At 75.3% G+C, this 24662-nt stretch carries 21 protein-coding genes and 3 tRNA genes; 11 read left to right on the forward strand and 13 right to left on the reverse strand.

What is annotated here, in order from left to right:
- Positions 1 to 33: 33 nt before the first annotated feature.
- The 6 genes from K1Y72_RS32670 to K1Y72_RS32695 all read right to left on the reverse strand — a co-directional run bounded on the left by K1Y72_RS32670 (position 34) and on the right by K1Y72_RS32695 (position 3375).
- Positions 34 to 105: transfer RNA gene (locus K1Y72_RS32670), tRNA-Val, on the reverse strand.
- Positions 106 to 133: 28 nt separating this feature from the next.
- A tRNA-Cys gene (locus K1Y72_RS32675) sits at positions 134 to 204 on the reverse strand.
- A 36-nt stretch (positions 205 to 240) separates the two neighbouring features.
- Positions 241 to 312, reverse strand: a tRNA-Gly gene (locus tag K1Y72_RS32680).
- A 59-nt stretch (positions 313 to 371) separates the two neighbouring features.
- On the reverse strand, positions 372 to 1409 hold the full coding sequence (locus K1Y72_RS32685) for a CHAP domain-containing protein (protein WP_220170401.1): 1038 nt from the start codon (positions 1407 to 1409) through the stop codon (positions 372 to 374).
- 200 nt (positions 1410 to 1609) lie between these two features.
- The gene (locus K1Y72_RS32690) at positions 1610 to 2413 is read right to left on the reverse strand and encodes a universal stress protein (RefSeq protein ID WP_220170402.1); all 804 of its coding nucleotides are present in this window, start codon (positions 2411 to 2413) and stop codon (positions 1610 to 1612) included.
- Entirely contained in the window at positions 2410 to 3375 is a 966-nt protein-coding gene (locus K1Y72_RS32695; protein ID WP_220170403.1) for a LysR family transcriptional regulator, read from the reverse strand. The genes K1Y72_RS32690 and K1Y72_RS32695 overlap by 4 nt, the downstream gene beginning before the upstream one ends.
- A 70-nt stretch (positions 3376 to 3445) precedes the next feature.
- Between K1Y72_RS32695 and K1Y72_RS32700 the strand changes: the two genes are divergently transcribed.
- From K1Y72_RS32700 to K1Y72_RS32710, 3 genes are all read left to right on the forward strand, one after another.
- Positions 3446 to 4555 (forward strand): TDT family transporter, encoded by a 1110-nt coding sequence (locus K1Y72_RS32700; protein WP_220170404.1) that lies wholly within the window; start codon positions 3446 to 3448, stop codon positions 4553 to 4555.
- 39 nt (positions 4556 to 4594) lie between these two features.
- Entirely contained in the window at positions 4595 to 6907 is a 2313-nt protein-coding gene (locus K1Y72_RS32705) for an ATP-binding protein (RefSeq protein ID WP_220170405.1), read from the forward strand.
- A gap of 88 nt (positions 6908 to 6995) precedes the next feature.
- Positions 6996 to 7280, forward strand: a complete 285-nt coding sequence (locus K1Y72_RS32710; protein WP_220170406.1) for a hypothetical protein — start codon at positions 6996 to 6998, stop codon at positions 7278 to 7280.
- A 16-nt stretch (positions 7281 to 7296) separates the two neighbouring features.
- On the opposite strand, the gene K1Y72_RS32715 is transcribed toward K1Y72_RS32710, so the two are convergent.
- Together K1Y72_RS32715 and K1Y72_RS32720 are read right to left on the reverse strand one after the other, a co-directional pair.
- Positions 7297 to 8493, reverse strand: coding sequence for a M20 metallopeptidase family protein (locus tag K1Y72_RS32715; protein WP_220170407.1), 1197 nt, complete (start codon positions 8491 to 8493; stop codon positions 7297 to 7299).
- A 65-nt stretch (positions 8494 to 8558) separates the two neighbouring features.
- A complete protein-coding gene (locus tag K1Y72_RS32720; protein ID WP_220170408.1) occupies positions 8559 to 9071 on the reverse strand; it encodes a DinB family protein in 513 nt (170 codons plus the stop codon).
- Between the two features lie 72 nt (positions 9072 to 9143).
- On the opposite strand from K1Y72_RS32720, the gene K1Y72_RS32725 reads away from it, so the two are divergent.
- The 3 genes from K1Y72_RS32725 to K1Y72_RS32735 all read left to right on the forward strand — a co-directional run bounded on the left by K1Y72_RS32725 (position 9144) and on the right by K1Y72_RS32735 (position 12399).
- Positions 9144 to 10604: an SDR family oxidoreductase gene (locus K1Y72_RS32725; RefSeq protein WP_220170409.1), complete on the forward strand. Its 1461-nt coding sequence runs from the start codon at positions 9144 to 9146 to the stop codon at positions 10602 to 10604.
- Between the two features lie 77 nt (positions 10605 to 10681).
- The gene (locus K1Y72_RS32730; RefSeq protein WP_220170410.1) at positions 10682 to 11782 is read left to right on the forward strand and encodes an LLM class flavin-dependent oxidoreductase; all 1101 of its coding nucleotides are present in this window, start codon (positions 10682 to 10684) and stop codon (positions 11780 to 11782) included.
- Positions 11779 to 12399 (forward strand): FMN reductase, encoded by a 621-nt coding sequence (locus K1Y72_RS32735; RefSeq protein WP_220170411.1) that lies wholly within the window; start codon positions 11779 to 11781, stop codon positions 12397 to 12399. The genes K1Y72_RS32730 and K1Y72_RS32735 overlap by 4 nt, the downstream gene beginning before the upstream one ends.
- 10 nt (positions 12400 to 12409) lie before the next feature.
- Here the strand turns inward: K1Y72_RS32735 and K1Y72_RS32740 are convergent, their stop codons facing one another.
- Positions 12410 to 12589, reverse strand: coding sequence for a hypothetical protein (locus tag K1Y72_RS32740; RefSeq protein ID WP_220170412.1), 180 nt, complete (start codon positions 12587 to 12589; stop codon positions 12410 to 12412).
- 138 nt (positions 12590 to 12727) lie between these two features.
- Between K1Y72_RS32740 and K1Y72_RS32745 the strand changes: the two genes are divergently transcribed.
- The 5 genes from K1Y72_RS32745 (at position 12728) to K1Y72_RS32765 (ending at position 18472) form a co-directional block, all read left to right on the forward strand.
- Positions 12728 to 13351 (forward strand): SRPBCC family protein, encoded by a 624-nt coding sequence (locus K1Y72_RS32745; RefSeq protein ID WP_220170413.1) that lies wholly within the window; start codon positions 12728 to 12730, stop codon positions 13349 to 13351.
- A gap of 63 nt (positions 13352 to 13414) precedes the next feature.
- Complete coding sequence (locus K1Y72_RS32750) at positions 13415 to 15340, forward strand: hypothetical protein (RefSeq protein WP_220170414.1); 1926 nt, start codon at positions 13415 to 13417, stop codon at positions 15338 to 15340.
- A gap of 70 nt (positions 15341 to 15410) precedes the next feature.
- Entirely contained in the window at positions 15411 to 15683 is a 273-nt protein-coding gene (locus K1Y72_RS32755; protein ID WP_220170415.1) for a hypothetical protein, read from the forward strand.
- A gap of 24 nt (positions 15684 to 15707) precedes the next feature.
- Positions 15708 to 17522: a glutamine--fructose-6-phosphate transaminase (isomerizing) gene (glmS, locus tag K1Y72_RS32760; protein ID WP_220170416.1), complete on the forward strand. Its 1815-nt coding sequence runs from the start codon at positions 15708 to 15710 to the stop codon at positions 17520 to 17522.
- Positions 17523 to 17614: 92 nt separating this feature from the next.
- Positions 17615 to 18472 carry an SAM-dependent methyltransferase gene (locus tag K1Y72_RS32765; protein ID WP_220170417.1) on the forward strand — a complete coding sequence of 286 codons (858 nt, stop codon included), beginning with the start codon at positions 17615 to 17617 and terminating at the stop codon, positions 18470 to 18472.
- 34 nt (positions 18473 to 18506) lie between these two features.
- Here K1Y72_RS32765 and K1Y72_RS32770 read toward each other — a convergent pair whose 3' ends face one another.
- The 4 genes from K1Y72_RS32770 to K1Y72_RS32785 form a co-directional block, all read right to left on the reverse strand.
- Positions 18507 to 21872, reverse strand: a complete 3366-nt coding sequence (locus K1Y72_RS32770) for a S8 family serine peptidase (RefSeq protein WP_220170418.1) — start codon at positions 21870 to 21872, stop codon at positions 18507 to 18509.
- Between the two features lie 216 nt (positions 21873 to 22088).
- The gene (locus K1Y72_RS32775) at positions 22089 to 22304 is read right to left on the reverse strand and encodes a hypothetical protein (protein WP_220170419.1); all 216 of its coding nucleotides are present in this window, start codon (positions 22302 to 22304) and stop codon (positions 22089 to 22091) included.
- A 95-nt stretch (positions 22305 to 22399) separates the two neighbouring features.
- Positions 22400 to 23380 carry a TolB-like translocation protein gene (locus tag K1Y72_RS32780; RefSeq protein WP_220170420.1) on the reverse strand — a complete coding sequence of 327 codons (981 nt, stop codon included), beginning with the start codon at positions 23378 to 23380 and terminating at the stop codon, positions 22400 to 22402.
- The gene (locus K1Y72_RS32785) at positions 23377 to 24606 is read right to left on the reverse strand and encodes an MFS transporter (RefSeq protein ID WP_220170421.1); all 1230 of its coding nucleotides are present in this window, start codon (positions 24604 to 24606) and stop codon (positions 23377 to 23379) included. The genes K1Y72_RS32780 and K1Y72_RS32785 overlap by 4 nt, the downstream gene beginning before the upstream one ends.
- Positions 24607 to 24662 lie beyond the last annotated feature (56 nt).

Genomic DNA, 24662 nt, shown 5'->3' on the forward strand with positions numbered 1-24662 from the left:
GTGCGCTAGCACCGACCAGGGTGGCCCGACTCGTGGACGATACTGGGATTGAACCAGTGACCTCTTCCGTGTCAGGGAAGCGCTCTCCCGCTGAGCTAATCGTCCGGGGTGTCCGCCGGAGGGGCCGGCGTCGAGGTGGAGACGGGATTTGAACCCGTGTACACGGCTTTGCAGGCCGTTGCCTCGCCTCTCGGCCACTCCACCAGAGCGAGACCGCCTGGCAGTGCAAGGGCCTCTCAGAGCGGAAGACGGGATTCGAACCCGCGACCCTCACCTTGGCAAGGTGATGCTCTACCACTGAGCCACTTCCGCTTGGCGCCACCGGCTCGCGGTCCCTTTCGGGCCCGTCCCCCGTGGCGACATGGATAACTCTAGCGGAACTCCGGAGCCGATGCGTACTCGACGGACCGCTCCGGGCGCGCCGTCCGCTGGAGCGCTTCGGAGCGCGCCGAGTGGAGGCTGTCCCAGAAGGCGAGCTCCTCGTCCTCCTTGAAGTGGTCGATGCGGCCCCAGAACTCGCGGTCCTCGGCCTCGTAGGCGGCGGCCTGCGAGAGGGCCGGCATGAGGGTGGTCTCGCGGTCGGCGGCCTCCAGCTCGGTGACCGGCAGGTCGGCGGGGAGCTGGACGGGCGTGGCGGGGCGGTGGTGCTTGCCGCGCTTCTTGACGCGGATGGGCGGGGAGGTCGGCGCCTTGGCGGCGGTGGCGCGGCCGACGGCGAGCGCGACGGTCCCGCAGAGGACGACGGCGAGCGCGGCCGTCAGCACGGCCTCCTGGCCCGGCACCTCCATGGCGTGGGAGTCCTTGCCGCTCTGCTGGGAGGTGTGGCCGGGCTGGGCGGCGCCCGCCGGGGCGGCGGTGATGGCCTGCACCGACGGCGCGGGCGCGGCGTGCCTGGGCTGGTACTTGTGCTCGGGGTCGAACTGCTTGGCGGCGGTCTGCAGCTCGGTGGCGACCTTGCCGGGGTGGCCGAAGCCGACGACGACGTCCATCGAGCGGGTCATCCGGGTGACCTCGCTGTGGGCGTTGCCCTCGATGGTGTGCAGGGTGTCGCCGTCGACGGAGGTGACGATGCCGACGTGGTCGATCTGGTCGATGTCGTGCGATCCCGACCAGTCGAAGAACACGATCGCGCCCGGTTCGGGCTTGCGGTCGAAGGCGCCCTGCTGCTTGAACCAGGAGGCGTGCTCGACGGTGGAGCCGAACTGCCCGGTCTCCTTCGCGACGCCGGCGCGGTCGGCGGCCCAGGCGAGGAACATGTCGCACCAGGGCGCGGTCGCGAAGTAGGAGTCGTGGTCGGCGTCGATGTTCTTGGCGTACCAGTCGCCGAACTTGGTGTAGCCGTCGCCCTTCTCGGAGTACCCGAGTTCCTTGGTGACGACGTCGAGCAGCTTCTTCCCGATCGGGTCCATGGCGCTCCCTGCCCCCCTCGTCCCTGGCACGCGGGCGGGAGCCCGGTCCGGCCCGGAGCGCGTCGCAGAGGCGGGTCACGTTCCGGTCTCGGGCGAATGTAATCGAGGTAAAGAGCTGGGGCAAGTGATTCGGGTGGAACGGTCGTTTCGTGCTACCCGTGCCACCCCCGCTCGGGCCATGTCCCGTATAGCCCCCGGTGTCAGGAATAGCCGCGCGGAAGCACCGTCACGGGACAGGATGCCGCGCGCAGGGCCTTCAGGGCCACCTCTCCGATGAAGACGCGGTGGGCGGACGCGTCCTCGCTGCTGGCGCAGACCATGATCTCGCCCTCGGCCCAGTCCACGTCGCGGACGGCGTCGGCGACGTCGTCGCCCTCGGCGAGCTCGGCCGTCACCAGGTCGGGGTCCATCCCGGACAGGTCCACGGCGTGCCGGATCGCGAGGGCCAGGTCGTCGCGCAGCCGCCCCTCGGGGTCGCCCGGCAGGGCGAGGGTGACCAGCCGCAGCGACGCGCCGAGCGACAGCGCGGCGAGCGCGGCGCGCTCCACCGCCTCGTCGCACTGGGGCCGGTTCACGTACATGACGGTGATCCGCTCCAGCGCCTCCGGCGGCGCGTACCCGGCCGGGGCGACCATGACCGCCTGGTTGGCCGAGTGCAGCAGGTGGTCGGCGGCGGCGCCGACGGCGATGCGCCCGTGCGCGCCGCCGGGCGGCGACCCGATGACGATGACGTCGGCGCCGACGCGGCTGGCGAGCGTGGACAGCCCGCGCCCGACGCTGCGGCCCTCCTGCGCGACGAGCTCGGCGGGCTCGCCCGCCAGCCGCGCCCGCGCCTGCTCCAGCAGGTTGAGCGACTCGCCCGCCGCGGCCCGCCGGTCCGGCGCGTGGACGTGGGCGACGGTGAGGGCGCCGCCGGTCAGCCGGACGACGGCGCGCGCCAGGTCCAGGCCCTCGCGCCCGCCGGCGTTGGGCACGTAGCCCGCGAGCACGTGTTCTCCGATCATGTCTCCAGCATGCCCGCCGCGGCCGCCGGCGGCGACGGCGCCCCTCCGGTGGGCCGCCGGGAGCCGCCGCGGGCGAGCGCGAGCAGGTCGCGGGCGGGCCCCGACGGGCGCGCCCCGGCCCGCCACACCGCGCGCAGCGGCCGCCGCAGGTCCAGCTCGGGCACCGGGACGGCGACGAGGCGCCCGGCCGCCAGCTCGTCGGCGACGGCCAGCTCGCTGACGACGACGGGCCCGGCGCCGGACGCCGCCGCGGCCTTCAGCGCCGTCGTCGAGCCGAGCTGGAGCGCGGGCGGCGCCGTGCCGCCGTGGGCGGCGAGGGCGCGGTCCAGGACCTCCCGCGTGCCCGACCCCTCCTCGCGCAGGACGAGGGGCGTGGCGGCGAGCTCGGCGGCCGTGACGCCCGACCGGCGCCGCGCCCACCGGTGCCGCGGGCCGACGACGACCAGGAGGCGGTCGGCGGCCACCGCGGCGCCGCCGAGGCCGCCGGGGGCGCTCGTGCCCTCGACGAAGCCGAGGTCGGCGCCGCCCGCCCGGACCGTCTCGGCGACCGCCGTGGAGTTCGCCGTCCGCAGCGTCACCGCCGTCCCGGGGTGCAGCTCGCGCAGGGCCAGCAGCCAGACCGGCATCAGGTACTCGGCGATCGTGAGGCTGGCGATGACGCGGAGCCGCGCCTCGCCGTCGGCGCGCAGCGCCGCCGCGCCCGCGTCCAGCGCCCCCGCCGCGTCGAGGACCTGCTGCGCCCACCCGGCGACGAGCGCGCCCGCCTCGGTCGGCCGCGACCCGCGCGGCGACCGCTCCAGCAGCGCCACGCCGAGCCGCGCCTCCATCGCGCGGACCCGGGCGCTGGCGGCGGGCTGGGTGATGCCGACCTCGGCGGCGCCGCGCCCGACGCTGCCCTCCCGGACGATCGCCAGCAGCAGTTCCAGGGCGTCCAGATCGGGGACGCGCCGCGCCACGCTCATAACCCCACCCTATGGCCTCATAGGCTGCTGACCTCTACCGATCCGCTCCGCGGCGCACCAGCCTGGACGCATGAGGATCATCGATCTCGGCCCCAACTGGTACGCCCCGGTGATGGGCACCGCGATCGTCGCGAACGGCGCGCACGCCCTCCCGGCGCGCGTCCCCGTCCTGGACGCCGCCGCCGTGGCGATGTGGGCGCTGTCGGCGCTGCTGCTGGCCGCCGTCATGGCCGCCCGCGCCGTGCACCTGGCACGCCACCGCGACGTCGCCGCGGACCGGCTCCGCCGGGATCCCGCGGCGGCGGTCTTCTACGGCTGCCCGCCCATGGCGCTCCTCGCGGTCGGCGCGGCCACCCTGGCGGTCGGCGCGGACGTCGTCGGGACCCGCGCGGCGGTCGCCGCCGCCCTCGCCCTCTGGACGGCCGGGACGCTGTACGCGCTCGCCGTCGCGGCCGGCGTCCCGTACCTGATGATGACCCGCCACGAGCTCCGGCGCGGCACCGCCGACCCCACCTGGCTCCTGCCGCTCGTCGCGCCGATGGTCGCCGCCGCCACCGGCCCCGCGCTCGTCCCGCACCTGCCGCCCGGGCAGCCCCGCCTCACCCTGCTCTACGGCTGCCACGCCCTGTTCGGCGCGAGCCTGCTGGCCACCCTGGCCATGCTGCCGATCGTGTGGAGCCGGCTGCTGCACGACCGGCTCGCGCCCGCCGCGCTCACCCCGACGCTGTTCCTGGTCCTCGGGCCGCTCGGCCAGTCGACGACGGCCGCCGGGCAGATCGCCGACGCCGCGTCCGGCCCGCACGCGGCCGCGATGCGCGCCTTCGCCGTCCTGTACGGGGTGCCCGTCATGGGGTTCGCCCTGCTCTGGCTGGCGATCGCCGCCGCCCTCAACGTGCGCGCCCGCCGCGCCGGGATGGGCTTCGCCATGACCTGGTGGTCGTTCACGTTCCCGGTCGGCACCTGCGTCACCGGCGCCGCCGTCCTGGCGCGCGACACCGGCCTCGCCGTCCTCGGCGCGGCGGCGGTGGCGCTCTGGCTGCTGCTCGCCGCCGCCTGGACGGCCGCGGCGGCGGGCACGCTGCGCCTCCTGGCCACTGCGGAGCGCACCGGCGCGAACGGTAATGGAACGGTTGCGAACGGTTCACGGCGGGGTACGATGCTGGCTGACGTCCCCCGGTGAGCCACCGGCTCCGGCCGGTGGGAGGAGACAGAGGCCGTGGTGTCGATAACCAGCGTGGACCGGCGATCGGGACGGCTCCCGGCGGAACTGACCAGCTTCGTGGGACGGCGCGGCGAGCTCGCCGAGATCGAGCGGCTGTTCGTCAAGTGCCGCCTGGTCACCCTGATGGGTCCGGGCGGCGTCGGCAAGACGCGGCTCGCGGTCCGCGCGGCCGCCGCGCTCGCCCCCGGCCACGAGGACGGCGTCTGCTTCGTCGACCTGTCCACGCTGCGGCGGCCGTCGCTGCTCCCGCAGGCCGTCGGCTCCGCGCTCGGCCTGCCCGACACCGACGCCGACCCCGGCGCGGCCCTCGACAACCTCGTCGCCTGCCTCGGCGACCGCGCCAAGCTGCTGGTCCTGGACACCTGCGAGCACCTGGTGGACGCCTGCGCGCTGCTCGCCGAGGTGCTGCTGCGCAGCGCCCCCGGCCTGCGCGTCCTCGCCACGAGCCGGCAGCCGCTGGACATCGCCGGCGAGTACACCCTGGTCGTCGAGCCGCTCGCCAGCCCCGACCCCGAGCGCTACGACGGCGCCGAGCCCTGCGACTCGGTGTCGCTGTTCGCCGAGCGCGCCGGCGCCGTCGTCCCCGGCTGGTCGGTCACCGACGCCAACCGCGCCGCCGTCGCGCTGCTCTGCCGCCGCCTGGACGGCATCCCGCTCGCCCTGGAGCTCGCCGCGGTGCAGCTGCGCGCCCTGCCGGTCGAGCAGATCGTCGACCGGCTCGACCGGCGCATCCTGCACGTGCGCGGCCGCCGCACCAGCATGCCCCGCCACCAGACGCTGCAGGCCGCCATCGACTGGAGCCACGACCTGTGCTCCCCCGACGAGCGGCTGCTCTGGGAGCGGCTGTCGGTGTTCGTCGGCGACTTCGACCTGGAGGCCGCCGAGCAGGTCTGCGCCGACCGGGCGCTGCCCGCCGCCGGGATCTGCGAGCTGCTGGCCGGCCTCGTCGCCAAGTCGGTGGTGCGGCGCGCCGACGCCGGCGGCGCCGCCCGCTACCGGATGCTCGACACCATCCGCGAGTACGGCGCCGAGCGGCTCGACCGCGCCGGGGCGGGCGCGTCGGTGCGGATGCGCGCCTTCGCCCACTTCGCCGGGCGGATCACGGCCGCGCGGGCGCGGCTGATGAGTGAGGACCAGCCGCGGCTGCTCGCCTGGTTCGGCATGGAACTGCCCAACATCCGGGCCCTGATGGACCACGGCCTGCACGACGAGCCCGACGAGTCGATCGCCACGATGGCGCTCGGCCTCGGCCGGATGCTCGCGCTGCGGGGCCGCATCGGCGAGGCCCGCCACTGGTACCGGCAGATCATCGCCGGCCGCGACATCCGCGGCCCCCTCGGCACCGAGACGCTCGCCCTGGCGGGACTGCTCGCGGTCATGCAGGACGATCCCGGCGACGCCCGCGACCTGCTGGCGGCCGCCGAGCGGCGCGCCGAGGACGCCGGGGACGTGTCGGGGCTCGCCTACGCGCGCCAGGCGCAGGGCGTCGCCGCGCTGTTCGCCGACGACCTGCCGGCCGCGCTGCGCCGCCTCGGCGACGCGCGCGAGCTGCACGAGCGCGCCGGCAACGACGACGTGCTGGTCTGCATCACCGACGTGTTCCGCGCCGTCGTCTGCACCCTGATGGGCGACACCGCCGCCGCCCTGGAGCACGCCATCCGCGCCGTCGAGGAGACGGGCGCGAGCGGCGAGCAGTGGTGCCACTCCTACGCGCTCTGCGTCGCGGGCCTCGCGCTGGTCCTGGCGGGCCGCCCCGAGGACGCCGAGCCCGACCTGCGGCGCGGTCTGGCCATCAAGCGCAGCCTGGACGACCGGCTCGGCGTCTCGCTCGCCCTGGACATGCTCGCCGCCTGCCGCGCCGCGCGCGGCGACGGCGCGGGCGGCGCCCGGCTGTTCGCCGTCGCCGACCGGCTGCGCCGCTTCACCGGCACCAGCATGTTCGGGCCGCAGCACCACCTGCTGCGCGCCGCCTACGAGGCGCAGGCCCGCGAGGCGCTCGGCGACGCGGCCTTCCGCGACGGCTACGAGTCGGGCCGGTGCCTGGACATGGACGCCGCGATCGCCGAGGCGCTCGGCGAGCTCGCCGCGGCGCCGCCCGCCGCCGCCGAGCCCGAGGCCGATCCGCAGCCGCTCACCCCGCGCGAGCTGGAGATCGCCGGGCTGGTCGCGCAGGGCCTCACCAACCGCGAGATCGCCGACCGGCTCGTCATCGCCAAGCGCACCGCCGACTCCCACGTCGAGCACATCCTCGCCAAGCTCGCCTTTTCCTCGCGTGCGCAGATCGCCGCCTGGTCGGTCCGCCGATCCTGACCCTAGGTAGTCGGATCGACACTTTAGGTATGCGGATCGGGAGGTCTACCGACGCCCGGCGCGGGGGCGGGCGCCTAGGCTCGCGGGCATGGCAGTGACACCTGGGGGGACCGCGCCGCGGCCGGCCTGCTTCTCGTGGGAACTGATCGACGCGGTGTCCGGGCGCCCCGGCGCCGGGCCCTGCGGGGTGAGCAGGAGCCGGCCCGGCGCGCAGCGGGCCCTGTCGGAGGCGCTGCTGGACGCGACGCCCGGCACCGTCGGCGAGCTGTGGCAGGTGCGGCCGAGCCGGTCGCGCGCCGCGGTGTTCGTCTACGAGGGGCTGGTGGCCCGCGCCGAGCACGACGCCCGCACCCGCCGCGTCGTCTGGAGCTGACGCGCCGGACGCCGGCTCAGCGGTGCAGCCGCCGCTCGGCGAGCTCGGCGAGCAGCGCCGCGCCGTCCGGCAGCACGGCCTCGTCGAAGGCCGCGTCGGGGGAGTGGTTCAGCGCCGCCGTGGCCGGGTCGCGGTCCGGCGGGCACGCGCCGAGCGAGACGAACGCCGACGGCACGTGGCCGCCGATGAAGGAGAAGTCCTCCGAGGCGGGCAGCGGCTGCGGCGCGACGAAGAACCGGTCGGGGCCGAACAGCTCGCCGGCGGTGTCGCCCGCGAAGGCCGCCTCGGCGGCGTCGTTGACGGTGACGGGGAAGTCCTGGGCGTACTCGACCTCCACGCGCAGGCCGTGCGCGGCGGCGATGCCCCGCACCACCTCGACCGCGCGGTCCTTCAGCTTCAGGTGCGCGGCGTCGGAGAACGACCGGACGGTCCCGGCGAAGCGGACCTCCTCGGGGATGACGTTGTCGCCGGTGCCGGCGTTGAAGGTGCCGACGGTCAGCACGACCGGGTCGAACGGGTCGAACTCGCGGGTGACCATCGTCTGGAGCGCGATGACCATCTCGCAGGCGGCGGGCAGCGGGTCCTTGGCGAGGTGCGGGAGCGCGCCGTGGCCGCCCGCGCCGCGCACGGCGACGCGGAGCCGGTCGGCGGCGGCCATCATCGGCCCGCCGCGGGTGGTGAACAGCCCCGACGGCAGGCCCGCCGAGATGACGTGCAGCGCGTAGGCGGCGACGGGGCGCTCCCCGGCGGCGTCGAGCACGCCCTCCTCGATCATGAAGCGGGCGCCGTGGTGGCCCTCCTCGCCGGGCTGGAACATGAACACCACGTCGCCCGGCAGGCTCTCGCGCCGGTCGGCGAGCAGCCGCGCGGCGCCCGCGAGCATCGCGGTGTGCAGGTCGTGGCCGCAGGCGTGCATGACGCCGGGCACGCCCGAGACGAGGTCGGCGTCGCCGCGCTCGGTCACCGGCAGCGCGTCCATGTCGCCGCGCAGCAGCACCGCCGGGCCGGGCCGGCCGCCGCGCAGCACGGCCGTCACCGACGTCAGCCGCCGCCCGGTGGTGATCTCCAGCGGCAGGTCGTCCAGGGCGCGCAGCACCTTCTCCTGGGTGCGCGGCAGGTCGAGCCCGATCTCGGGCTCGCGGTGCACGTCGCGGCGGAGGCGGACGAGGTCGTCTCGCATCCCGGCGGCGGCGTCCCGTAGCGATTCGGCCATGTTCCTCCTTATTGCTCCTCCAGCCGTTATAGCGCAGCGCCGGGGAGGGGAGGCGGGGCGGGGCGCTACTCTCCGGTGGCCCCGTCGAGCAGCTCGCGGACGACGTCGAGCTGGCCGACGTGCCGGGCGTACTCCTGCAGCAGGTGCACCAGGATCCAGCCGAGCGTCGGGGCCTCCACGGGAAGGGCGAAGCGACCGCCGAGCGGAGCGGTCCGGTCCAGCGGCGTCCCGGCGGCGATCTCCCGGGAACGGGCGGCGGTGGCGCGCAGGAGGGCCGTCAGGTCCGCGAGCGTCTCCTCGGGCGCGACGTACCAGCGGTCGTCGCGCCGGTCGCCCCACGGGTCGTCCAGGTCCTCGGCCAGGAACCCCCAGCGCAGCCAGCGGATCTCGACGTAGGCCAGGTGCTTGAGCAGTTCCAGCGGCGTCCAGCCCGAGGGCAGGATCGACGAGCGGAGCTGCTCGTCGGTGAGCCCCTCCAGCTTGGCGACCAGGATGCGGCGGTAGCGGTCGATCTGCAGGTCGAGCAGGACCGCAGGGTCGGCGGTCGCGGGCGGCGGTTCGGGAGCGAGGGAGTCCATCCCGCGACCCTAGGCCCTGGCGGGCCGGCCGCCGAAAGTGTCGGGCCGGACACGGCGGGTATTCGGCCCTTCATGGAGCTGAACTGCCTGGTCACGGGAGTCACGGGGTACATCGGCGGGCGGCTCGTCCCCGAGCTGCTCGCCGCGGGCCACCGGGTCCGCGCGATGGCGCGCCGTCCCGAGCAGCTGCGCGACCAGCCGTGGGCGGGCGACGTCGAGGCGGTCCGGGGCGACGTCCTGGACCCCGGCACCCTGGCCGGGGTCCTCGACGGCGTCGACGTCGCCTACTACCTCATCCACGCGATGAGCGGCGGCGGCGACTTCGCCGAGCGCGACCGGGAGGCGGCCCGCAACTTCGCCGCCGCCGCGGGCGAGGCGGGCGTCAAGCGGGTGGTGTTCCTCGGCGGGCTGTTCTCGGGCGGGGAGATGTCGCCGCACATGCGGTCCCGGACCGAGGTCGCCGACATCCTGCTGGACGGGCCCGTCCCCACCGCCGTGCTGCGCGCCGGCGTCATCCTCGGCTCCGGCTCGGCGTCCTTCGAGATGCTGCGCTACCTGTCCGAGCGGCTGCCGATCATGGTCACCCCGCACTGGGTGCACTCGCGCATCCAGCCGATCGCGATCCGCGACGTGCTCCGCTACCTCGTGGGGGCCGCGACGCTGCCCGCCGAGGTGGACCGCGGCTTCGACATCGGCGGCCCCGACGTCCTCACCTACCGCGACATGATGGTGCGCTACGCCCGCATCGCGGGCCTGCCGCGCCGCGTCATCCTGCCCGTCCCGGTGCTGTCGCCGTGGCTGTCCAGCCTGTGGGTCGGCCTCATCACCCCGGTGCCGGGCAGCCTGTCGCGCCCCCTGGTGGAGTCGCTGACCGGCGAGGTCGTCTGCCGCGAGCACGACATCGCCGCGTACGTGCCGGACCCGCCGGGCGGCCTCATCGGCTTCGACCGGGCGGTGGAGCTGTCCCTGCAGAAGATCAGGGACGCCGACGTGGCGACCCGCTGGAGCTCGGCGTCCACCCCGGGCGCGCCGAGCGACCCGCTGCCGACCGACCCCGACTGGGCGGGCGGCAGCCTCTACACCGACGAGCGCGAGTACCGCACGTTCGCCCCGGCGGAGGAGGTCTGGCGCGTCATCGAGGGCGTCGGCGGCGAGCACGGCTGGTACTCCCTGCCGGTCGCCTGGCACGTGCGCGGCGCGCTGGACCGCCTCATGGGCGGCGTCGGCCTGCGCCGCGGCCGCCGCGACCCGCGCCACCTGCGCATCGGCGACGCGGTGGACTTCTGGCGGGTGGAGGCGCTGGAGCCCGGCCGGCTGCTGCGGCTCCGCGCCGAGATGCGGCTGCCCGGCCTGGCCTGGCTGGAGATGTCGGTCGAGCCCGCCGAGGACGGCCGCGGCAGCGTCTACCGCCAGCGCGCGATCTTCGCGCCGCGCGGGCTGCTCGGCCAGGCGTACTGGTGGAGCATCGCCCCGTTCCACGGGGCGATCTTCGGGGGGATGCCGCGCAACATCACCGAGGCCGCCCGGCCGTAGGGACGGGGGGAATAGGGGCGCCGCCGGGCCCGTTCACGGTACTGTTGGTTGAATTTTCTACTAAATTGGAGGCGGCCATGCAGTTCGGGCTCTTCAGCGTCGGCGACGTCACCCCCGACCCGACGACGGGCCGCACGCCCACCGAGGGCGAGCGCATCAAGGCCATGACGGCGATCGCGCAGAAGGCCGAGGAGGTCGGCCTGGACGTCTTCGCCACCGGCGAGCACCACAACCCGCCGTTCGTGCCGTCCTCGCCCACCACCATGCTCGGCTACCTGGCCGCCAGGACCGAGCGCCTCATCCTGTCCACCGCGACCACGCTGATCACCACCAACGACCCCGTGAAGATCGCCGAGGACTATGCGATGCTGCAGCACCTGGCGGACGGGCGCGCCGACCTCGTCCTCGGGCGCGGCAACACCGGCCCCGTCTACCCGTGGTTCGGCAAGGACATCCGCGACGGCATCGACCTGGCGATCGAGAACTACCACCTGCTGCACCGCCTCTGGCGCGAGGACGTCGTCGACTGGCAGGGCCGCTTCCGCACCCCGCTGCAGTCGTTCACCTCCACGCCCCGCCCGCTCGACGGCGTCCCGCCGTTCGTCTGGCACGGCTCGATCCGCAGCCCGGAGATCGCCGAGCAGGCCGCCTACTACGGCGACGGGTTCTTCGCCAACAACATCTTCTGGCCGAAGGAGCACTACCAGCGCCTCATCGGCCTCTACCGGCAGCGCTTCGAGCACTACGGCCACGGCTCGGCCGACCAGGCCATCGTCGGCCTCGGCGGGCAGGTGTTCATGCGCAAGAACTCCCAGGACGCCGTCAGGGAGTTCCGGCCCTACTTCGACAACGCCCCCGTCTACGGGCACGGCCCGTCGATGGAGGAGTTCATGAAGGAGACGCCGCTGACCGTCGGCTCCCCGCAGGAGGTCATCGACCGCACCCTGCGGTTCCGCGAGGACTTCGGCGACTACCAGCGCCAGCTGTTCCTGATGGACCACGCCGGCCTGCCGCTGGAGACCGTCCTGGAGCAGGTCGAGCTGCTCGGCACCGAGGTCGTGCCCGTGCTGCGCAGGGAGTTCGCCATCGGCCGCCCCGCCCACGTCCCGGACGCCCCCACCCACGCGTCCCTGGTCGCGAAGGCGAAGGCCGGCGAGGACAGGGAGACCGTCGCATGACGACCTACACGATCGCCGCGGTGTCGGCGGGGCTGTCCCAGCCCTCCTCCACCCGGCTGCTCGCCGACCGCCTCGGCGCCGCCGCCACGGCGGCGCTGCGCGGGCACGGCGCGGACGACGTCCGGGTGGTGCCGGTCGACGTGCGCGACCACGCGCACGCCCTCACCGACAACGTCCTGACGGGGTTCCCCAACAGCGCGCTGCGCGAGGTCCTGGAGACCGTCACCGGCGCCGACGGCCTGATCGCCGTGACGCCGGTCTTCAACGCCTCCTACAGCGGCCTGTTCAAGACGTTCTTCGACGTCATCGAGCCGGGCGCGCTGGAGGGCGTCCCGGTGCTGCTCGGCGCGACGGGCGGGACCGCCCGCCACTCGCTGGCGATCGACTTCGCGCTGCGCCCGCTCATGGCCTACCTGCGCGCCACCGTCGCGCCGACCGGCGTCTACGCCGCGTCGGAGGACTGGGGGAGCGAGGAGAGCGGCCTCGCCGCCCGCATCGAGCGGGCCGGCGGCGAGCTCGCCGCGCTGGTCGCCGGGCGCGCCCCCGCCGTCGCGCCCGACCCCTACGAGCAGCCCACCCCGTTCGAGCAGCTGCTCCGCTCCGCCTCGGGCGCCTAGAGCCCGGGGCTCAGGACAGGGCGCGCAGGACGACGGCGAGGACGAACCAGACGGCGAGCAGCGCCGCGAGGACGAGCGCCACGAGCGCGCCGAGCGGCCGGGACCAGAACAGGGCGGTCCCGGCGAGGACCAGCAGAGCGCGCAGCGCGATGCCGTTGGACCGCATCCAGGCACCGCTGCGCTCTCTCATCGGATCTCCCACCGCTCCTCGGTCGCCCCTGCCGGGGGAGGGCGAGGTGTGTCCTTTTTCTGCCTCTATCGACATTGCCGTCCCGGGAGTGCTTGAAACGCCCCCACCCTGGCGTAGTGGTCCTGCTACGTTCGGCTCATGGTCGAAACCGTCCGCCAGCTCGGCGCGGTCACCCGGCGCGTCGGGGAGCGCGCGCTGGAGTCGGGCCGCGCCCGGACCGTCGTCCTCGGGCAGCGCTTCCCCGGGAGCCCCGCGGACGTGTGGGCGGTCCTCACCGACCCGGCGCGGCTGCCCTGCTGGTTCCTGCCGGTGACCGGCGAGCTGCGGCCCGGCGGCCGCTTCGAGATCGAGGGGAACGCCGCCGGCGTCGTCGAGCACTGCGACCCGCCGCGCGCGTTCGCCGTGACCTGGGAGGCGCGCGGCCAGGCCAGCCGCGTCGAGGTGCGCCTGGCCCCCGACGCGGGCGGCACCACCCGTCTGGAGCTGGAGCACGCCCTGCCCGACGACGAGCACTGGGCGCGCTACGGTCCCGGCGCCGTCGGCGTCGGCTGGGAGATGGCGCTGCTCGGCCTCGCCGTCTACCTGGCCGGCGGGCGGGCGACGACCCCGCGGGCCCGAGCCGCCTGGGCGGTCTCCCACGAGGCGCGCGCGTTCATGGCGGTCGGCTGCGAGCGCTGGCGCGAGGCCGCCGTCGCCGCCGGCGAGGACGAGGCGGCCGCCCGCGCCGCCGCCGACAACACGCGCGCCGCGTATACCGGTTGACGCCCGTGCCAGCATGATCGCGACCGGGCGGGGCCGCCGCCCGCCCGACGAGAAGAAGCCCCCATGCGCGATCCGGACTCGGTCGACTGGAGTTCCCTGCGGCACGCCTACGGCCCGGCCGCCGACGTACCCGGCCACCTGCGCCGCATCGCGGCGGGCGGCGAGGACGAGGCGCTCGACGCCCTGGACGAGCTGACGATGGCGGTCCACCACCAGGGCGGCGGCGTCCAGGACTCCGCCACGGCCCTGCTGCCGTTCCTCGTCGACATCGCCGAGGACGCCCCGGACGCCGTCCGCACCGAGGCGCTGGAACTGGTCGCGCTGATCGCCCGGGACGGGCGCCTCGCCGCCCCCCGCTGGGTGCACGAGGGCTGGCCCGCCGCCTGGGCGGCCGAGCTGCCGCGCGTCCTGGCCCTGCTGGACGGCTCCGGCGGCAGGGTCCGCCGCGCCGCGCTGTCGGCGCTGGAGGAGGCGGGCGGCGGCGCCGACGCGGTCGTCCCCGTCCTGCTGGCCCGCTCCGACGCCGACCCGGCCGACCGCCTCGCGGTGCTCCTGGCCCTCGGCTCCCTCGCCGCCCACGGCCGGCCTGAGACGCGCGCCGCCGCGCTGGCCCGGCTGCGCGAGCGGGCGCGCGACGGCGACCCCCAGACCGCCCTCGCCGCCGAAGCCGCGCTGCGCCGAGCGGACCCCGGGCACCGCCCGGCCGCCGCCGCCGTCATCGCCGCCCTGTCCGCACCCGACATCGCGGTGTGGCCGGAGGTGCTCGGGACGCCCTCGGCGGCTTCGGCCGTCACCTGGGCGGCGTCCCTCCTCGGCGACGGCGTCCGGCCTCGGACCGAGGCGGCGCTCGCCCTGGCCGCCCACCCCGATCCCGCCCGCCGCACCGGCGCCGTCCGGGTGATCGCCGGCGTGCTGACGGCGTCCCGCGCGCCGGAGGCGGAGCTGCTGCCCGTCCTGACCCTGCTCGGCGCGGACGAGGCGGTGGAGGCGCGCGCCCTCGCCGCGCACCTGATGGCGGCGGCCCGCGGGGACGCCGGCGCGCTCGCCGCCCGCCTGGACGACCGCGGCCCGGTCTTCCGCGAGGGCGGCGAGGAGATCGCCGACATCGCCGTCTGGGGGCTGGCCGTCCAGCGCGACGCCCGCTGCCTGCCGGGCCTGCTCGCCCGGATCGAGGGGCCGCGCTGCTGCGGCGCCGACGTCGTGGACAGCGGGACGCTCTACATCCCCTGGATCCCCTCCATCGCCGAGCTGCTCGACCCCATGGCCGAGCACGCCGCCGCGCTCCTCCCCGCGATCCGCTCGCGCCTCGCCGCCCGCAGGGAGTCACACCCCGGCCTGATCCGGGCCCTGGCCCGTTGGGGGCCGGTCGCCGCCCCGGCCGTCCCGGAGCTGACCCGCCTGTTGAAAGGAGCGGACTGGCCGCACGTCCTGGACGCCCTCGCCGCCATCGGCCCCGCCGCCGCCGACGCGCTGCCCCGTATCGAGGCCGGCCGATTCCCGCACGACTCCACCCCCTGGCAGACCCGCGCCGCCCGCGTCGGCCCGCTCACGGCGCGCTGGCGCATCGCCGGCGACCCGGGCCCGCTCCTGGACGCCGTCGCCGCCGCCCCGGCGGCCGACCACCTCGCCGAGATCGCCGACCTCGGCCCGGCGGCCGTCGCGCACGGCCCCGCGCTGCGCGCCCTGCTGGACGACCGCGACGAGTGGACGCGCGTTCGCGCCGCCAACGCCCTGCACCGCGTCACCGGCGACCCCGACGAAGCGGCGCGCGCCCTGCGCGAGACCGCCCGCGATCTGGCCGCCAGACCGATGCCGGTGAGCATGGAGGCCCTGCGCCTCCTCGCCGCGATCCGCGCCGATCCCGGACCGCTGCGCCCGATGCTCGCCGACCTCCTCGCCTCCGACCGGCGCCACCGCTACCACTCGGGCAGGCGTGCGTTCGACGACGACCGCGCCATCCGCGCGAACGCCGCCCTCCTCCTCGCCTAACCCCCGATCCCTGCCCGATTCCGGGCAGGATTCTTGGGATGCCGGGCGCTCATCGTGCAGACTGGGCCAGGTGCCCGCCGACCACCTCCACCAGGACCTCGTCGCCCACCTCATTCGGACCACGCCGCTGACCCCGGGGGAGGCGGCGCGCGTCGTCGCCGACGTGCTCGCCTACTTCGGCGAGACGACCGAGGAGTTCGTCCGGCGCCGGCACGCCGAGCTGCAGGCCAGGGGCCTGACCAACGACCAGATCTTCACGCGGGTCGCCGCCGAGCTGCGGCAGCGCCGGGTCGCCCCGGCCGAGCTGTCGCTCCGCCAGCTGCGCCGCGTGGTCTACGGATGACCTACGGATGAGGAGCCCGTCACCGTGTGTGGAATCGTCGCCTACATCGGCCCCCGCGACGCCGTCCCGATCCTGGCCGAGGGCCTCGCCCGGCTGGAGTACCGGGGGTACGACTCGGCCGGCCTCGCCGTCGTCGGGCGGGGCGGCGAGCTGAAGGTCCGCAAGTCCAAGGGCCGCGTGCACGAGTGCACCGGCGACCTGCCCGCCCGCTTCAAGGGCTCGCCGGGCATCGGCCACACCCGCTGGGCGACGCACGGCGAGCCGAGCGACGCCAACGCCCACCCGCACGTCGCCGGGACCGTCGCCGTCGTCCACAACGGCATCATCGAGAACGCCGAGGAGCTGCGCGCCAAGCTCGCCGCCGACGGCGCGGAGCTGCTGTCGGACACCGACAGCGAGGTCCTCGCCCACCTCATCGCCCGGTCCGGCGCCGCCGAGCTGGAGGAGGCCGTCCGGCAGGCGCTCACCGCCGTCGTCGGCACCTACGGCATCGCCGTCGTCGACGCCGCCCGCCCCGACCGGATCGTGCTGGCCCGCAACGGCAGCCCCGTCGTGCTCGGCATCGCCGACAGGGAGATGTACGCCGCCTCCGACGTCGCCGCGCTCGTCGGCCACACCAGCCAGGTCGTGCACCTGGACGACGGCGAGCTCGCCGTGCTGACCGCCGGCGGCTACCGCACCTTCACCCTGGACGCCCGCGCCACCGCGCACCGCCCCGCCGAGATCGAGGCGGACGCCGCGTCCTACGACCGCACCGGCCACGACCACTTCATGGCCAAGGAGATCCACGAGCAGCCCGCGGCCGTCGAGCGGGCCCTGCGCGGCCGCCTGGACGCCCGCTTCCACACCGCCCACCTCGGCGGCCTGAACCTGGACCCGCGGGAGGCCCGCGCGATCCGCCGCGTCAAGGTCATCGGCTGCGGCTCGGCGTACTACTCCGGGCGGATCGGCGCCCAGCTGATCGAGGAGCTGGCCCGCATCCCCGCCGACGCCGAACCCGCCTCGGAGTTCCGCTACCGCAACCCGGTCGTGGAGCCCGACACCCTCTACATCGCGGTCAGCCAGTCGGGGGAGACCTACGACACCCTCGCGGCCGTGCAGGAGCTGCGCCGCAAGGGCGGCCGCGTCCTCGGCCTGGTCAACGTGGTCGGCAGCGCCATCGCCCGCGAGTGCGACGGCGGCGTGTACCTGCACGCCGGGCCGGAGATCTCGGTCGCCTCCACCAAGACCTTCACCTCCACCTGCGTGGTGTTCGGGCTGATCGCCCTGCACCTCGGCCGCATCCGTGACCTGTCGCCCGCCGACGGGCGGCGCATCGCCGACGGCCTGCGCGCGCTGCCCGGCCAGATCCGGGAGATCCTGGCCCAGGAGGACCGCATCGCCGAGCTGGCCCGCAAGCTGAGCGCCGCGCCCGGCGCGTTCTACGTCGGCCGGGTCCGCGGCTACCCGGTGGCCCGCGAGGGCGCCCAGAAGCTCAAGGAGATCGCCTACCTGCACGCCGAGGCGTACCCGGCGAGCGAGCTGAAGCACGGCCCGCTCGCCCTGGTCGGCCCCGGCCTGCCGACCGTCGCGGTCCTGCCCGACGACGACCTGCTCGGCAAGAACCAGGCGACCCTCGGCGAGATCCGGGCCCGCCGCGGCCCGGTCATCGCCGTCGCGCACACCGCGCCCGACCCGCGCGTCACCGAGGACGTCGTCCTGGTGCCGCGCAGCGAGCCCGAGCTCGACCCGATCCTGCTCGGCGTGCCGCTCCAGCTCCTCGCCTACCACGCGGCGCTCGCCCTCGGCCACGACATCGACAAGCCCCGCAACCTCGCCAAGAGCGTCACCGTGGAGTGACGCGCGTCACAGCACCATGATCCGCCCGCGCGCTCCGGACCGCGCAAATATGATCAACTTTCACGGTTCGGGGCGCACGGGCGGAGGCCGGCATGGGCGAGCAGGGCAAGAAGGCGTGGGAGCTGCCCGACGTCGGGTCGCTGCCCGAGGCGGCCAACCCGCGCATCGACACGAGCGTCCCGCACTCGGCCCGCGTCTACGACTACTGGCTCGGCGGCAAGGACAACTTCCCCGCCGACCGGGCGATGGCCGACCAGGTGGAGCGGAGCGTGCCGACGGTGCGCGTCGCCGTCCGCGAGAACCGCGCCTTCCTCGGCCGCGCCGTCCGCCACCTGGTGCGCGAGGCCGGCGTCGACCAGTTCCTCGACATCGGCGCCGGACTGCCCAGCGTCGGCAACGTGCACGAGGTCGCGCAGGCCGAGACGCCCGCCGCCCGCGTCGTCTACGTCGACAACGACCCGATCGTGCTCGCGCACGCCCGCTCCCTGCTGGTCGGCACGCCCGAGGGCCGCACCGCCTACCTGGACGCCGACCTGCGCGACCCCGCCGCGATCCTCGCCGACCCGGTGCTGCGCCGCACCCTGGACTTCGACCGCCCGATCGGGCTCATCCTCGTCGCCACCCTGCACTTCCTGGTGGACGAGGAGCGGCCCGCCGCCATCATCGGGACGCTGCTGGACGCCCTGCCGCCCGGCAGCTTCTTCGCCGCCTCCCACGTGACGCCCGAGCACGACCCGGTCGGCGTCGGCGGCCTGGTGGAGATCTACAACCGCAGCGGCATCTCCGGGCAGGCCCGCACCCGGCGGGAGTTCACCGACCTGGCCTTCGCCGGGCTGGAACTGCTCGACCCGGGCGTGACGCTGGTGTCGGAGTGGCGGCCCGACGGCGACGGCCCCCGCCCGACCGCCGACCAGGTCAACTGGTACGCGGGCGTCGCCCGCAAGCCCTGACGGCGGTTCCGCCGCCAGGGCCCGCGGCCGAGCGCTACCCGACGGTGTAGCTGTAGGGGAGGGCGGCGAGGACGTCGCCGCCGGTCTGGATCGCCCCCTTGGTCCCGTCGTAGTTCGCCACCGGCGAGGTCACCAGGTAGAGGGTGCCCGTCACGACGGTGCCGGGCGCGCCGGACGGCGTGAACGTCACCGTGACCTTGCCGCTCCCGCCGGGCGCGACCACGACCGGCGTGCCGTTCGGCGTGAAGTCCCCGGTCACCGCGACGGTGTAGGGGTCGCCGGCGGGCGAGGAGGCGTGCCCGTCGAACGGCCGGGTGCGGGCGAGCGCCGACAGCGTCGTCGTGCCGGCCGGCCCCGGCCCCGCGAACGGGCCGATCTCCTGGACGAAGGTCCCGTAGAACCCGCGCGCCAGCACGTGCCGCCCGCCGGCCTCGCTGATCCGCGCGACCGACGTCGTCGCGCCGGCCTTGGCCGAGGCCAGGTCGCCGAACACGTCCGGCGAACCGGCCGGGCCCTGCAGCTCGACCTGCGCGGGCAGGCTGGAGCGGGCGGCGACCGACAGCGCCGCCGTGCCCGGCGGCACCAGGTAGAACGGCACCGACGACTCGGGCGTCAGCGGCAGCGCGAACGTCGGCGACGTGCCGAGCGGCGCGAGCGCGACGTCCGTGTACCCGTCGAGGCGCGCGTCCGTCTGCACGGGCACCGGCGCGACGCCGTTGTTGCCGTAGGTGAGGGTGTAGGACGCGGCCCTCCCGGCGGGCAGGCGCGTCCCGCCGGCCGGCAGCGCCCCCGACACCTTCACCTGGTCGAACCCGATGGTGCCGGCGAAGCCCTGCGAGATCTCCTTGCCGCTCACCGGATTGGCCACGATGACGGTGAGCCGCCAGCGTCCCGCGACCGGCTCGGCCTGCGTCACCTGGAGGGTGGCGCCGGTGATCGGCTGGTAGTCGTCGTCGAAGCCGCGCGCGTTGGAGCCGGTCCCGATGAGCTCGCCGTCGGGGTCGACGAGCGCCGCCTCGACGAGCACGCCGGGATCCTTGGCCAGTTTCAGCGTGACGCCGACGTCGTGCAGGCCCGCCGGCACGTCGAAGGCGTACGTCGCGGTCTGCGCGGGCGCGTAGGCGCGGGCGTTGCCGCCGGTGACGGTCCCGGAGAACGTCCCCCTGCCGTGCGCGACCGGGACGACCGGCCGCACGACGACGGGCGTGGAGACGGCCTGCCCGCCGGTCCCTGTGAAGGTGACCTGCCGGGCGCGGTCGCCGCTGGTCCCGTCGACCTTGGTGCGCAGCGTGAACGTGCCGGTCTGGCCGGGCTTCAGGGTGAGCGAGGACGGGCTGACCGTCCCACGCGGCACCGCCTTCTGCGTCGTGCTCTGCAGGATCACCGGGCCCGTATAGGACTGCGCCCCGCTCTGCGGCGTGTAGAGCAGCGCCGTCCAGGTGCCCGCGGCGGGCTTGCGGACGTCCACGTAGGCGTGGTTCGCGGTGTAGGCGCCGCCCTGCGGCCGGGAGTTGGTCTGGAACGTCCCGCGCGGGTCGATCAGGGTGAGGCGGACCACCGGGCCGATCTCCGACCCGTCGTCGTGGACGACGTTGGAGCCGGTCCAGGCGGTGGACACCCCGAGCACGTCGGCGCCCTTGCCGACCCTGAACGTCACCTTCCGGTAGACCCAGGGCGCGCCGTTGGTGGCGTAAGGGAAGGTCGGCAGCGACGACGGGTCGAGGGCGACGGTGCGCCGGGACGTGCCGGTGGTGGCGTAGTCACGGGTGCCGGCCCTGACGGTGGCGGTCCTCCCGCCGGAGTTGGTCACCTTCAGCGGCGCGGTGACCGTCGCGCCGGGGGCGCCGGTCAGCGTGGTCTGCGCGGGCGCGAGGATCCTGCCGGGGTCGGCGCCCTGGTACGCCTTGGCGGCGGCGACGGCGGCCTGCGCGTCCAGCAGTCCCGCGCCCTGCTCGGGTCCGGGCATCCCCAGGTCGCGGGCGGTGCCGGTGAGGAACCGCTTGACCAGCGCGGGCGACGGCGAGGCGCCGTGGTGCGCGGTGCGGTACGCCTCGATGACGAGGGCGGCGGCACCGGCCGTCAGCGGCGCGCTCTGGCTCGTGCCGCCGAACGCCTGGATCGGCTGCGGCGTGCCCGCGTAGCCGGTGCAGCCGGTGAACTTCTCGGCGTCGGTGGAGCAGAGCGCCCAGTCGGCCTCGCCGGGCGCCGCCAGGTCGGGCGTCCGGCCCGCCTGGCTGATGCCGCCCGACGACAGCGCCGAGATGTTGCTGTCGGCCCACTTGCCGGGCTTGGCGTACCGGGCCATGGCGTAGCCGGTCTGCTGGTAGATCTGGGAGTCGGTGGTCGCCGCCACCGCGATGACGTTCGGGTCGGTGGACGGCGTGCCCTGCGTGCCGGTGATCCCGGCGTCGCCGGTGGACACCGTCACGGTGATGCCGGCCCGCACCGCCGCGTCGTTGAACCGCTGGATCGTGTCGCGGGTGCCGTCGTCGGGGTAGGCGTTGGACCCGAACGACTCGTTCAGCACGTCCACGTGCCGGCTGATGGCGTAGTCGATCGACTGCAGGATCGAGGAGTTCGGCAGCAGCTCCCCGCCCGCCTTCAACCCGACGATGGACGCGCCCGGCGCCATGCCGAGCACGCGGATGTTGCATCCGGCGGGCAGCGGGTTGGTCGGGTTGACGAACTTCGAGAGGTCGTAGACCTGGCGGCCCTGCGCGGCGATCGCGGACGCGTCGCCGAACGCCTCCGCGCCGCCGGAGGGGGTGTCGGGGCCCTCGGCGGAGAAGTCCCGGTAGTCCTTGAACACCTTCGAGCCGTCGGGCCGGACGAAGTCGGGATTGTTCGGGTCGACGCCGTCGGCGATGTAGGCGACCGTCACGCCCTTGCCGGTGACGCCGGCCCGCTGCGCCTGCAACGCGTGCGTCGTGGCGAGCGCCTCGGGTTCCAGCAGCGGCTTGCCCGGATCGGACGGGCAGACGTTGGAGGGCACCGTCCCCGCCGCCTTGCCGGCCACGGCCGCCTTGGGAGCGGCGGACGCGGCCTGCGAGGGCGCGGGCGGTTCGACCGTGACGGTGCTGTCGGGCAGCACCGAGGCGACCGAGGCGTCGGCGGCGAGCGCCGCGGCCTCGGCCGCCGGAACGGTCGCGCTGAACGACGGCACGGCCTGGAACGCCGTCACATCGGTGCCGCCCGCCTTCCTCACCTTGGCGACGACGGCGGACCGCGCCGAGGCGTCCTTCAGCAGGACGATGACGCGCGCGGGCGCGGCGGCGTCGGGCGAGGGCGCCGCCTGCGCGGCGGCGGGCGCGAGCTGCGCGGCGCCGGCGGCGAGCGCCGCCGCGGCGAGCCCGGCCAGGGCGCGGCGGCCCCGGGGGGATCTCCCGGAACTGAGGGCCATGGGGTCCCTTCACTGTGCGTCGCGGCGCCGGGCCGGTCGGGCCCGCCGCCGGAGAGGCCGTCCGGCCGGGAGCGGCCGGGACGCATTCACCGGAGGGTGAACGAACAGATATCAACGGATCATGGCCCGCATGACAAGAGCTGCGAAAGACGCAATTCGGTCACATATTTTTAAAGGCTTATCTTGCTACATTTGTGGCACTAATATTCGTGCACGTCAGCGCCGCCGCCCCCGCCGCCACCGGTAGAACGCCTCGGCCGGGACGATGATCGCCGTCCAGACGAACACGTCCCCCCGCAGCACGTCGAGCCACGGCCGGTGATCGACGCCCGCCTCCACCCGGGTGATCACCAGCCCCACGATCGCGTAGATCACCAGCCGGACCGCCCAGTGCGGCTCCGTCCAACCGCTCTCGCGGCGTTTCTCCTCCACGGCCATTCCCGCCCCCGTTCCCGTCCCCGATGCGGCATACCGCCACATATTCAGATGCGCTTTCGGCGCCGAAGGTTGGCGGCCGGGGCGGACCGTCAGGGCACCGGGTTGAGGGCGGCGGTCAGGAAGCGGACCGGCGTCCCCGTCCCGTCGGCGGGGACCTTCCACATGTCCGAGCCGAAGTCGCCGGGCAGCGAGTAGGCGACCTCGTTCCCGCCCAGCCAGAGCGCCTGGTCGTCGACGTTGCGGGTCTCGGCGAGCGGCGTCTCGGCCATCGTCCGCAGGTCCAGCCGGTAGAGGCGCCACGGCGCGCCGCTGGAGGCGGGCCGGACCCGCTTCTTGTAGACGACGGCCGTGCCGTCGGGCGACAGCGACGGGCACTCGACGTTGGCGTGCAGGGTGGTGACGCGGCGCGCGGCGAGGTCCCCGGCGACCAGGTAGGTGCGGCCGCCGGTCGCGAGGGTGGCGTAGAAGCGCGTGTCGTCGCGGAACGTCACGCCCCAGAAGTTGACGTCGGCGGCGCGGTAGGGACGCCCGTCCTTGACGATCGTGAACGTTTCCAGCGACGGGACCAGCGCACCCGTCCGCACGTCCACAACGCTCGTGCGGGTGGAGAAGTTCGTACCGCCGTAAGAGTCACCGCTGACGAAAACCGTCCAGGCCGCCAGGTGGCCGCTCGGCGAGACGCGCGTCCGCGACGGGATGCCGACATCTGAATAGGCGCGGCGCCGGTGCAGGCCCGCGTCCACCACGACCGCCTCGTAGGACGGGTTGAGCGCGGTCTTGTTGCGCAGGCACAGGCCGGTGCCCGCCGCGTAGTGGAAGCGAGCGCAGACCAGGCCGCTGTCACTGCGCGGCCCGTCCGGCGCGGCGGCGGCGACGGACGCCAGGTGGTCCTTGCCCGGCCCCATGCGCATGTCGCGGAACACGATGCGTCCGGGCGTGCCGAGAGTCAGGGCCGTGCCCTGCGCGGACCGTCCGGCGCGCCCGGCGGCGTGCAGGGTGTAGCCGGTCGCGGCGACGGCGAGCAGGACGGCGCAGGCCGCCGTGATCAGGAGCCGGGTGCGCAGCGTCATGCGGCCGCCCCCGCCCGCCCGAGCAGCGCGACGGCGCCGGCGCCCGCCGCGGCCAGCGCGGCGGCGCCCGCGAGGAGCGCGGTGTGCGGCCCCCACCACGTCCAGGCCGCGCCGAACGCCAGCGACCCGACGAACCCCGCGAACGCCTGCCCCGTCTGCAGGACGGCGAGCCCGCCCGCGCGGGTGCCCTCGGGCAGCATCGGGGCCGCGATCGCCATCAGCACCCCGTCGGTCGCCGCGTAGAACGCCCCGTGCAGGGCCAGGCACCCGGCCACCAGGACGGCGCCGTCCAGCGGCGACAGCAGCAGCCCGTAGCAGGCCAGCAGGACCGCGTGCCCGGCGAGGAACACCGCGCGGCGCCCCACCCGGTCGGCGACGACGCCGAGCGGGACGGCGAGCAGCAGGTAGACGGCGGCCGAACCGACCGGCAGCAGCGGGAAGTACCGGATCGGCATCCCGGTCGTCCGCTGGAGCAGCAGGTACACGAAAGCGTCGCTGACGGTCGCCGCGCCGAGCAGCAGCGCGCCTCCGCACACCCGCGCGAACGCCGGGCGCCGCAGCACCGCCAGCGTCGCCCGGATCGAGGCGCCCGCCGCGCCCGCGCGGTCGCGCACGAACAGGGCCAGGATCACGACGCCGAGCGCCGCGAAGCAGAAGCTCACCGCGAACACCGGGTCGTACTGCTGGTGGGAGGCGCTCAGCACGGCGAACGCCGCGAGCGGGCCGAGCAGCGCCCCCGCGGTGTCCATCGCGCGGTGCACGCCGAACGCGCGGCCCTGCGCGTCCGGCGGGCTCGACAGCGAGATGAGCGCGTCGCGCGGCGCCGTCCGCACGCCCTTGCCGACGCGGTCGGCGACGAGCGCCGCACCGATCGCCGGCACCGTCGAGACCATCAGGAAAACCGGCTTGACCAGCGCCGACAGCGCGTACCCCGCGCCCGCGACGAGCTTGTGCCGGGACCGGCGGTCGGCCAGGTGCCCGCCGGCCAGCCGGACGAGCGCGCCCGCGCCGCCGTACAGGCCGTCCAGGAACCCGAACGCCAGCGGCGACAGGCCGAGGCCGGCGACGAGGTAGAGGGGCAGGATCGCGGTCACCATCTCCGCCGACACGTCGGTGACGAGGCTGACGGTGCCGAGCGCGACGACGTTCGGGGCGATCCGGCGGAGCGCGCGGCGGTCGGCGACGCCGCTCGCCGCACCCGCCACGTGGCCTGCGGACAGGTACATCGGGACCTCCTAGCGGGGGACCCGGCCCGGGGGACGCCGCCCCCGGGCCGGGCTCG

The sequence above is a fragment of the Actinomadura parmotrematis genome (assembly GCF_019458805.1).
GTDB classification, from domain to species: domain Bacteria; phylum Actinomycetota; class Actinomycetes; order Streptosporangiales; family Streptosporangiaceae; genus Spirillospora; species Spirillospora parmotrematis.

Coding starts and splice junctions, on each gene's coding strand:
- K1Y72_RS32710 (WP_220170406.1), top strand. CDS start 6,996: ATGGCAGTGACACCTGGGGGGACCGCGCCGCGGCCGGCCTGCTTCTCG.
- K1Y72_RS32690 (WP_220170402.1), bottom strand. CDS start 2,413: ATGATCGGAGAACACGTGCTCGCGGGCTACGTGCCCAACGCCGGCGGG.
- K1Y72_RS32735 (WP_220170411.1), top strand. CDS start 11,779: ATGACGACCTACACGATCGCCGCGGTGTCGGCGGGGCTGTCCCAGCCC.
- K1Y72_RS32740 (WP_220170412.1), bottom strand. CDS start 12,589: ATGAGAGAGCGCAGCGGTGCCTGGATGCGGTCCAACGGCATCGCGCTG.
- K1Y72_RS32700 (WP_220170404.1), top strand. CDS start 3,446: ATGAGGATCATCGATCTCGGCCCCAACTGGTACGCCCCGGTGATGGGC.
- K1Y72_RS32785 (WP_220170421.1), bottom strand. CDS start 24,606: ATGTACCTGTCCGCAGGCCACGTGGCGGGTGCGGCGAGCGGCGTCGCC.
- K1Y72_RS32770 (WP_220170418.1), bottom strand. CDS start 21,872: ATGGCCCTCAGTTCCGGGAGATCCCCCCGGGGCCGCCGCGCCCTGGCC.
- K1Y72_RS32765 (WP_220170417.1), top strand. CDS start 17,615: ATGGGCGAGCAGGGCAAGAAGGCGTGGGAGCTGCCCGACGTCGGGTCG.
- K1Y72_RS32750 (WP_220170414.1), top strand. CDS start 13,415: ATGCGCGATCCGGACTCGGTCGACTGGAGTTCCCTGCGGCACGCCTAC.
- K1Y72_RS32685 (WP_220170401.1), bottom strand. CDS start 1,409: ATGGACCCGATCGGGAAGAAGCTGCTCGACGTCGTCACCAAGGAACTC.
- K1Y72_RS32695 (WP_220170403.1), bottom strand. CDS start 3,375: ATGAGCGTGGCGCGGCGCGTCCCCGATCTGGACGCCCTGGAACTGCTG.
- K1Y72_RS32745 (WP_220170413.1), top strand. CDS start 12,728: ATGGTCGAAACCGTCCGCCAGCTCGGCGCGGTCACCCGGCGCGTCGGG.
- K1Y72_RS32730 (WP_220170410.1), top strand. CDS start 10,682: ATGCAGTTCGGGCTCTTCAGCGTCGGCGACGTCACCCCCGACCCGACG.
- K1Y72_RS32720 (WP_220170408.1), bottom strand. CDS start 9,071: ATGGACTCCCTCGCTCCCGAACCGCCGCCCGCGACCGCCGACCCTGCG.
- K1Y72_RS32780 (WP_220170420.1), bottom strand. CDS start 23,380: ATGACGCTGCGCACCCGGCTCCTGATCACGGCGGCCTGCGCCGTCCTG.
- K1Y72_RS32715 (WP_220170407.1), bottom strand. CDS start 8,493: ATGGCCGAATCGCTACGGGACGCCGCCGCCGGGATGCGAGACGACCTC.
- K1Y72_RS32725 (WP_220170409.1), top strand. CDS start 9,144: ATGGAGCTGAACTGCCTGGTCACGGGAGTCACGGGGTACATCGGCGGG.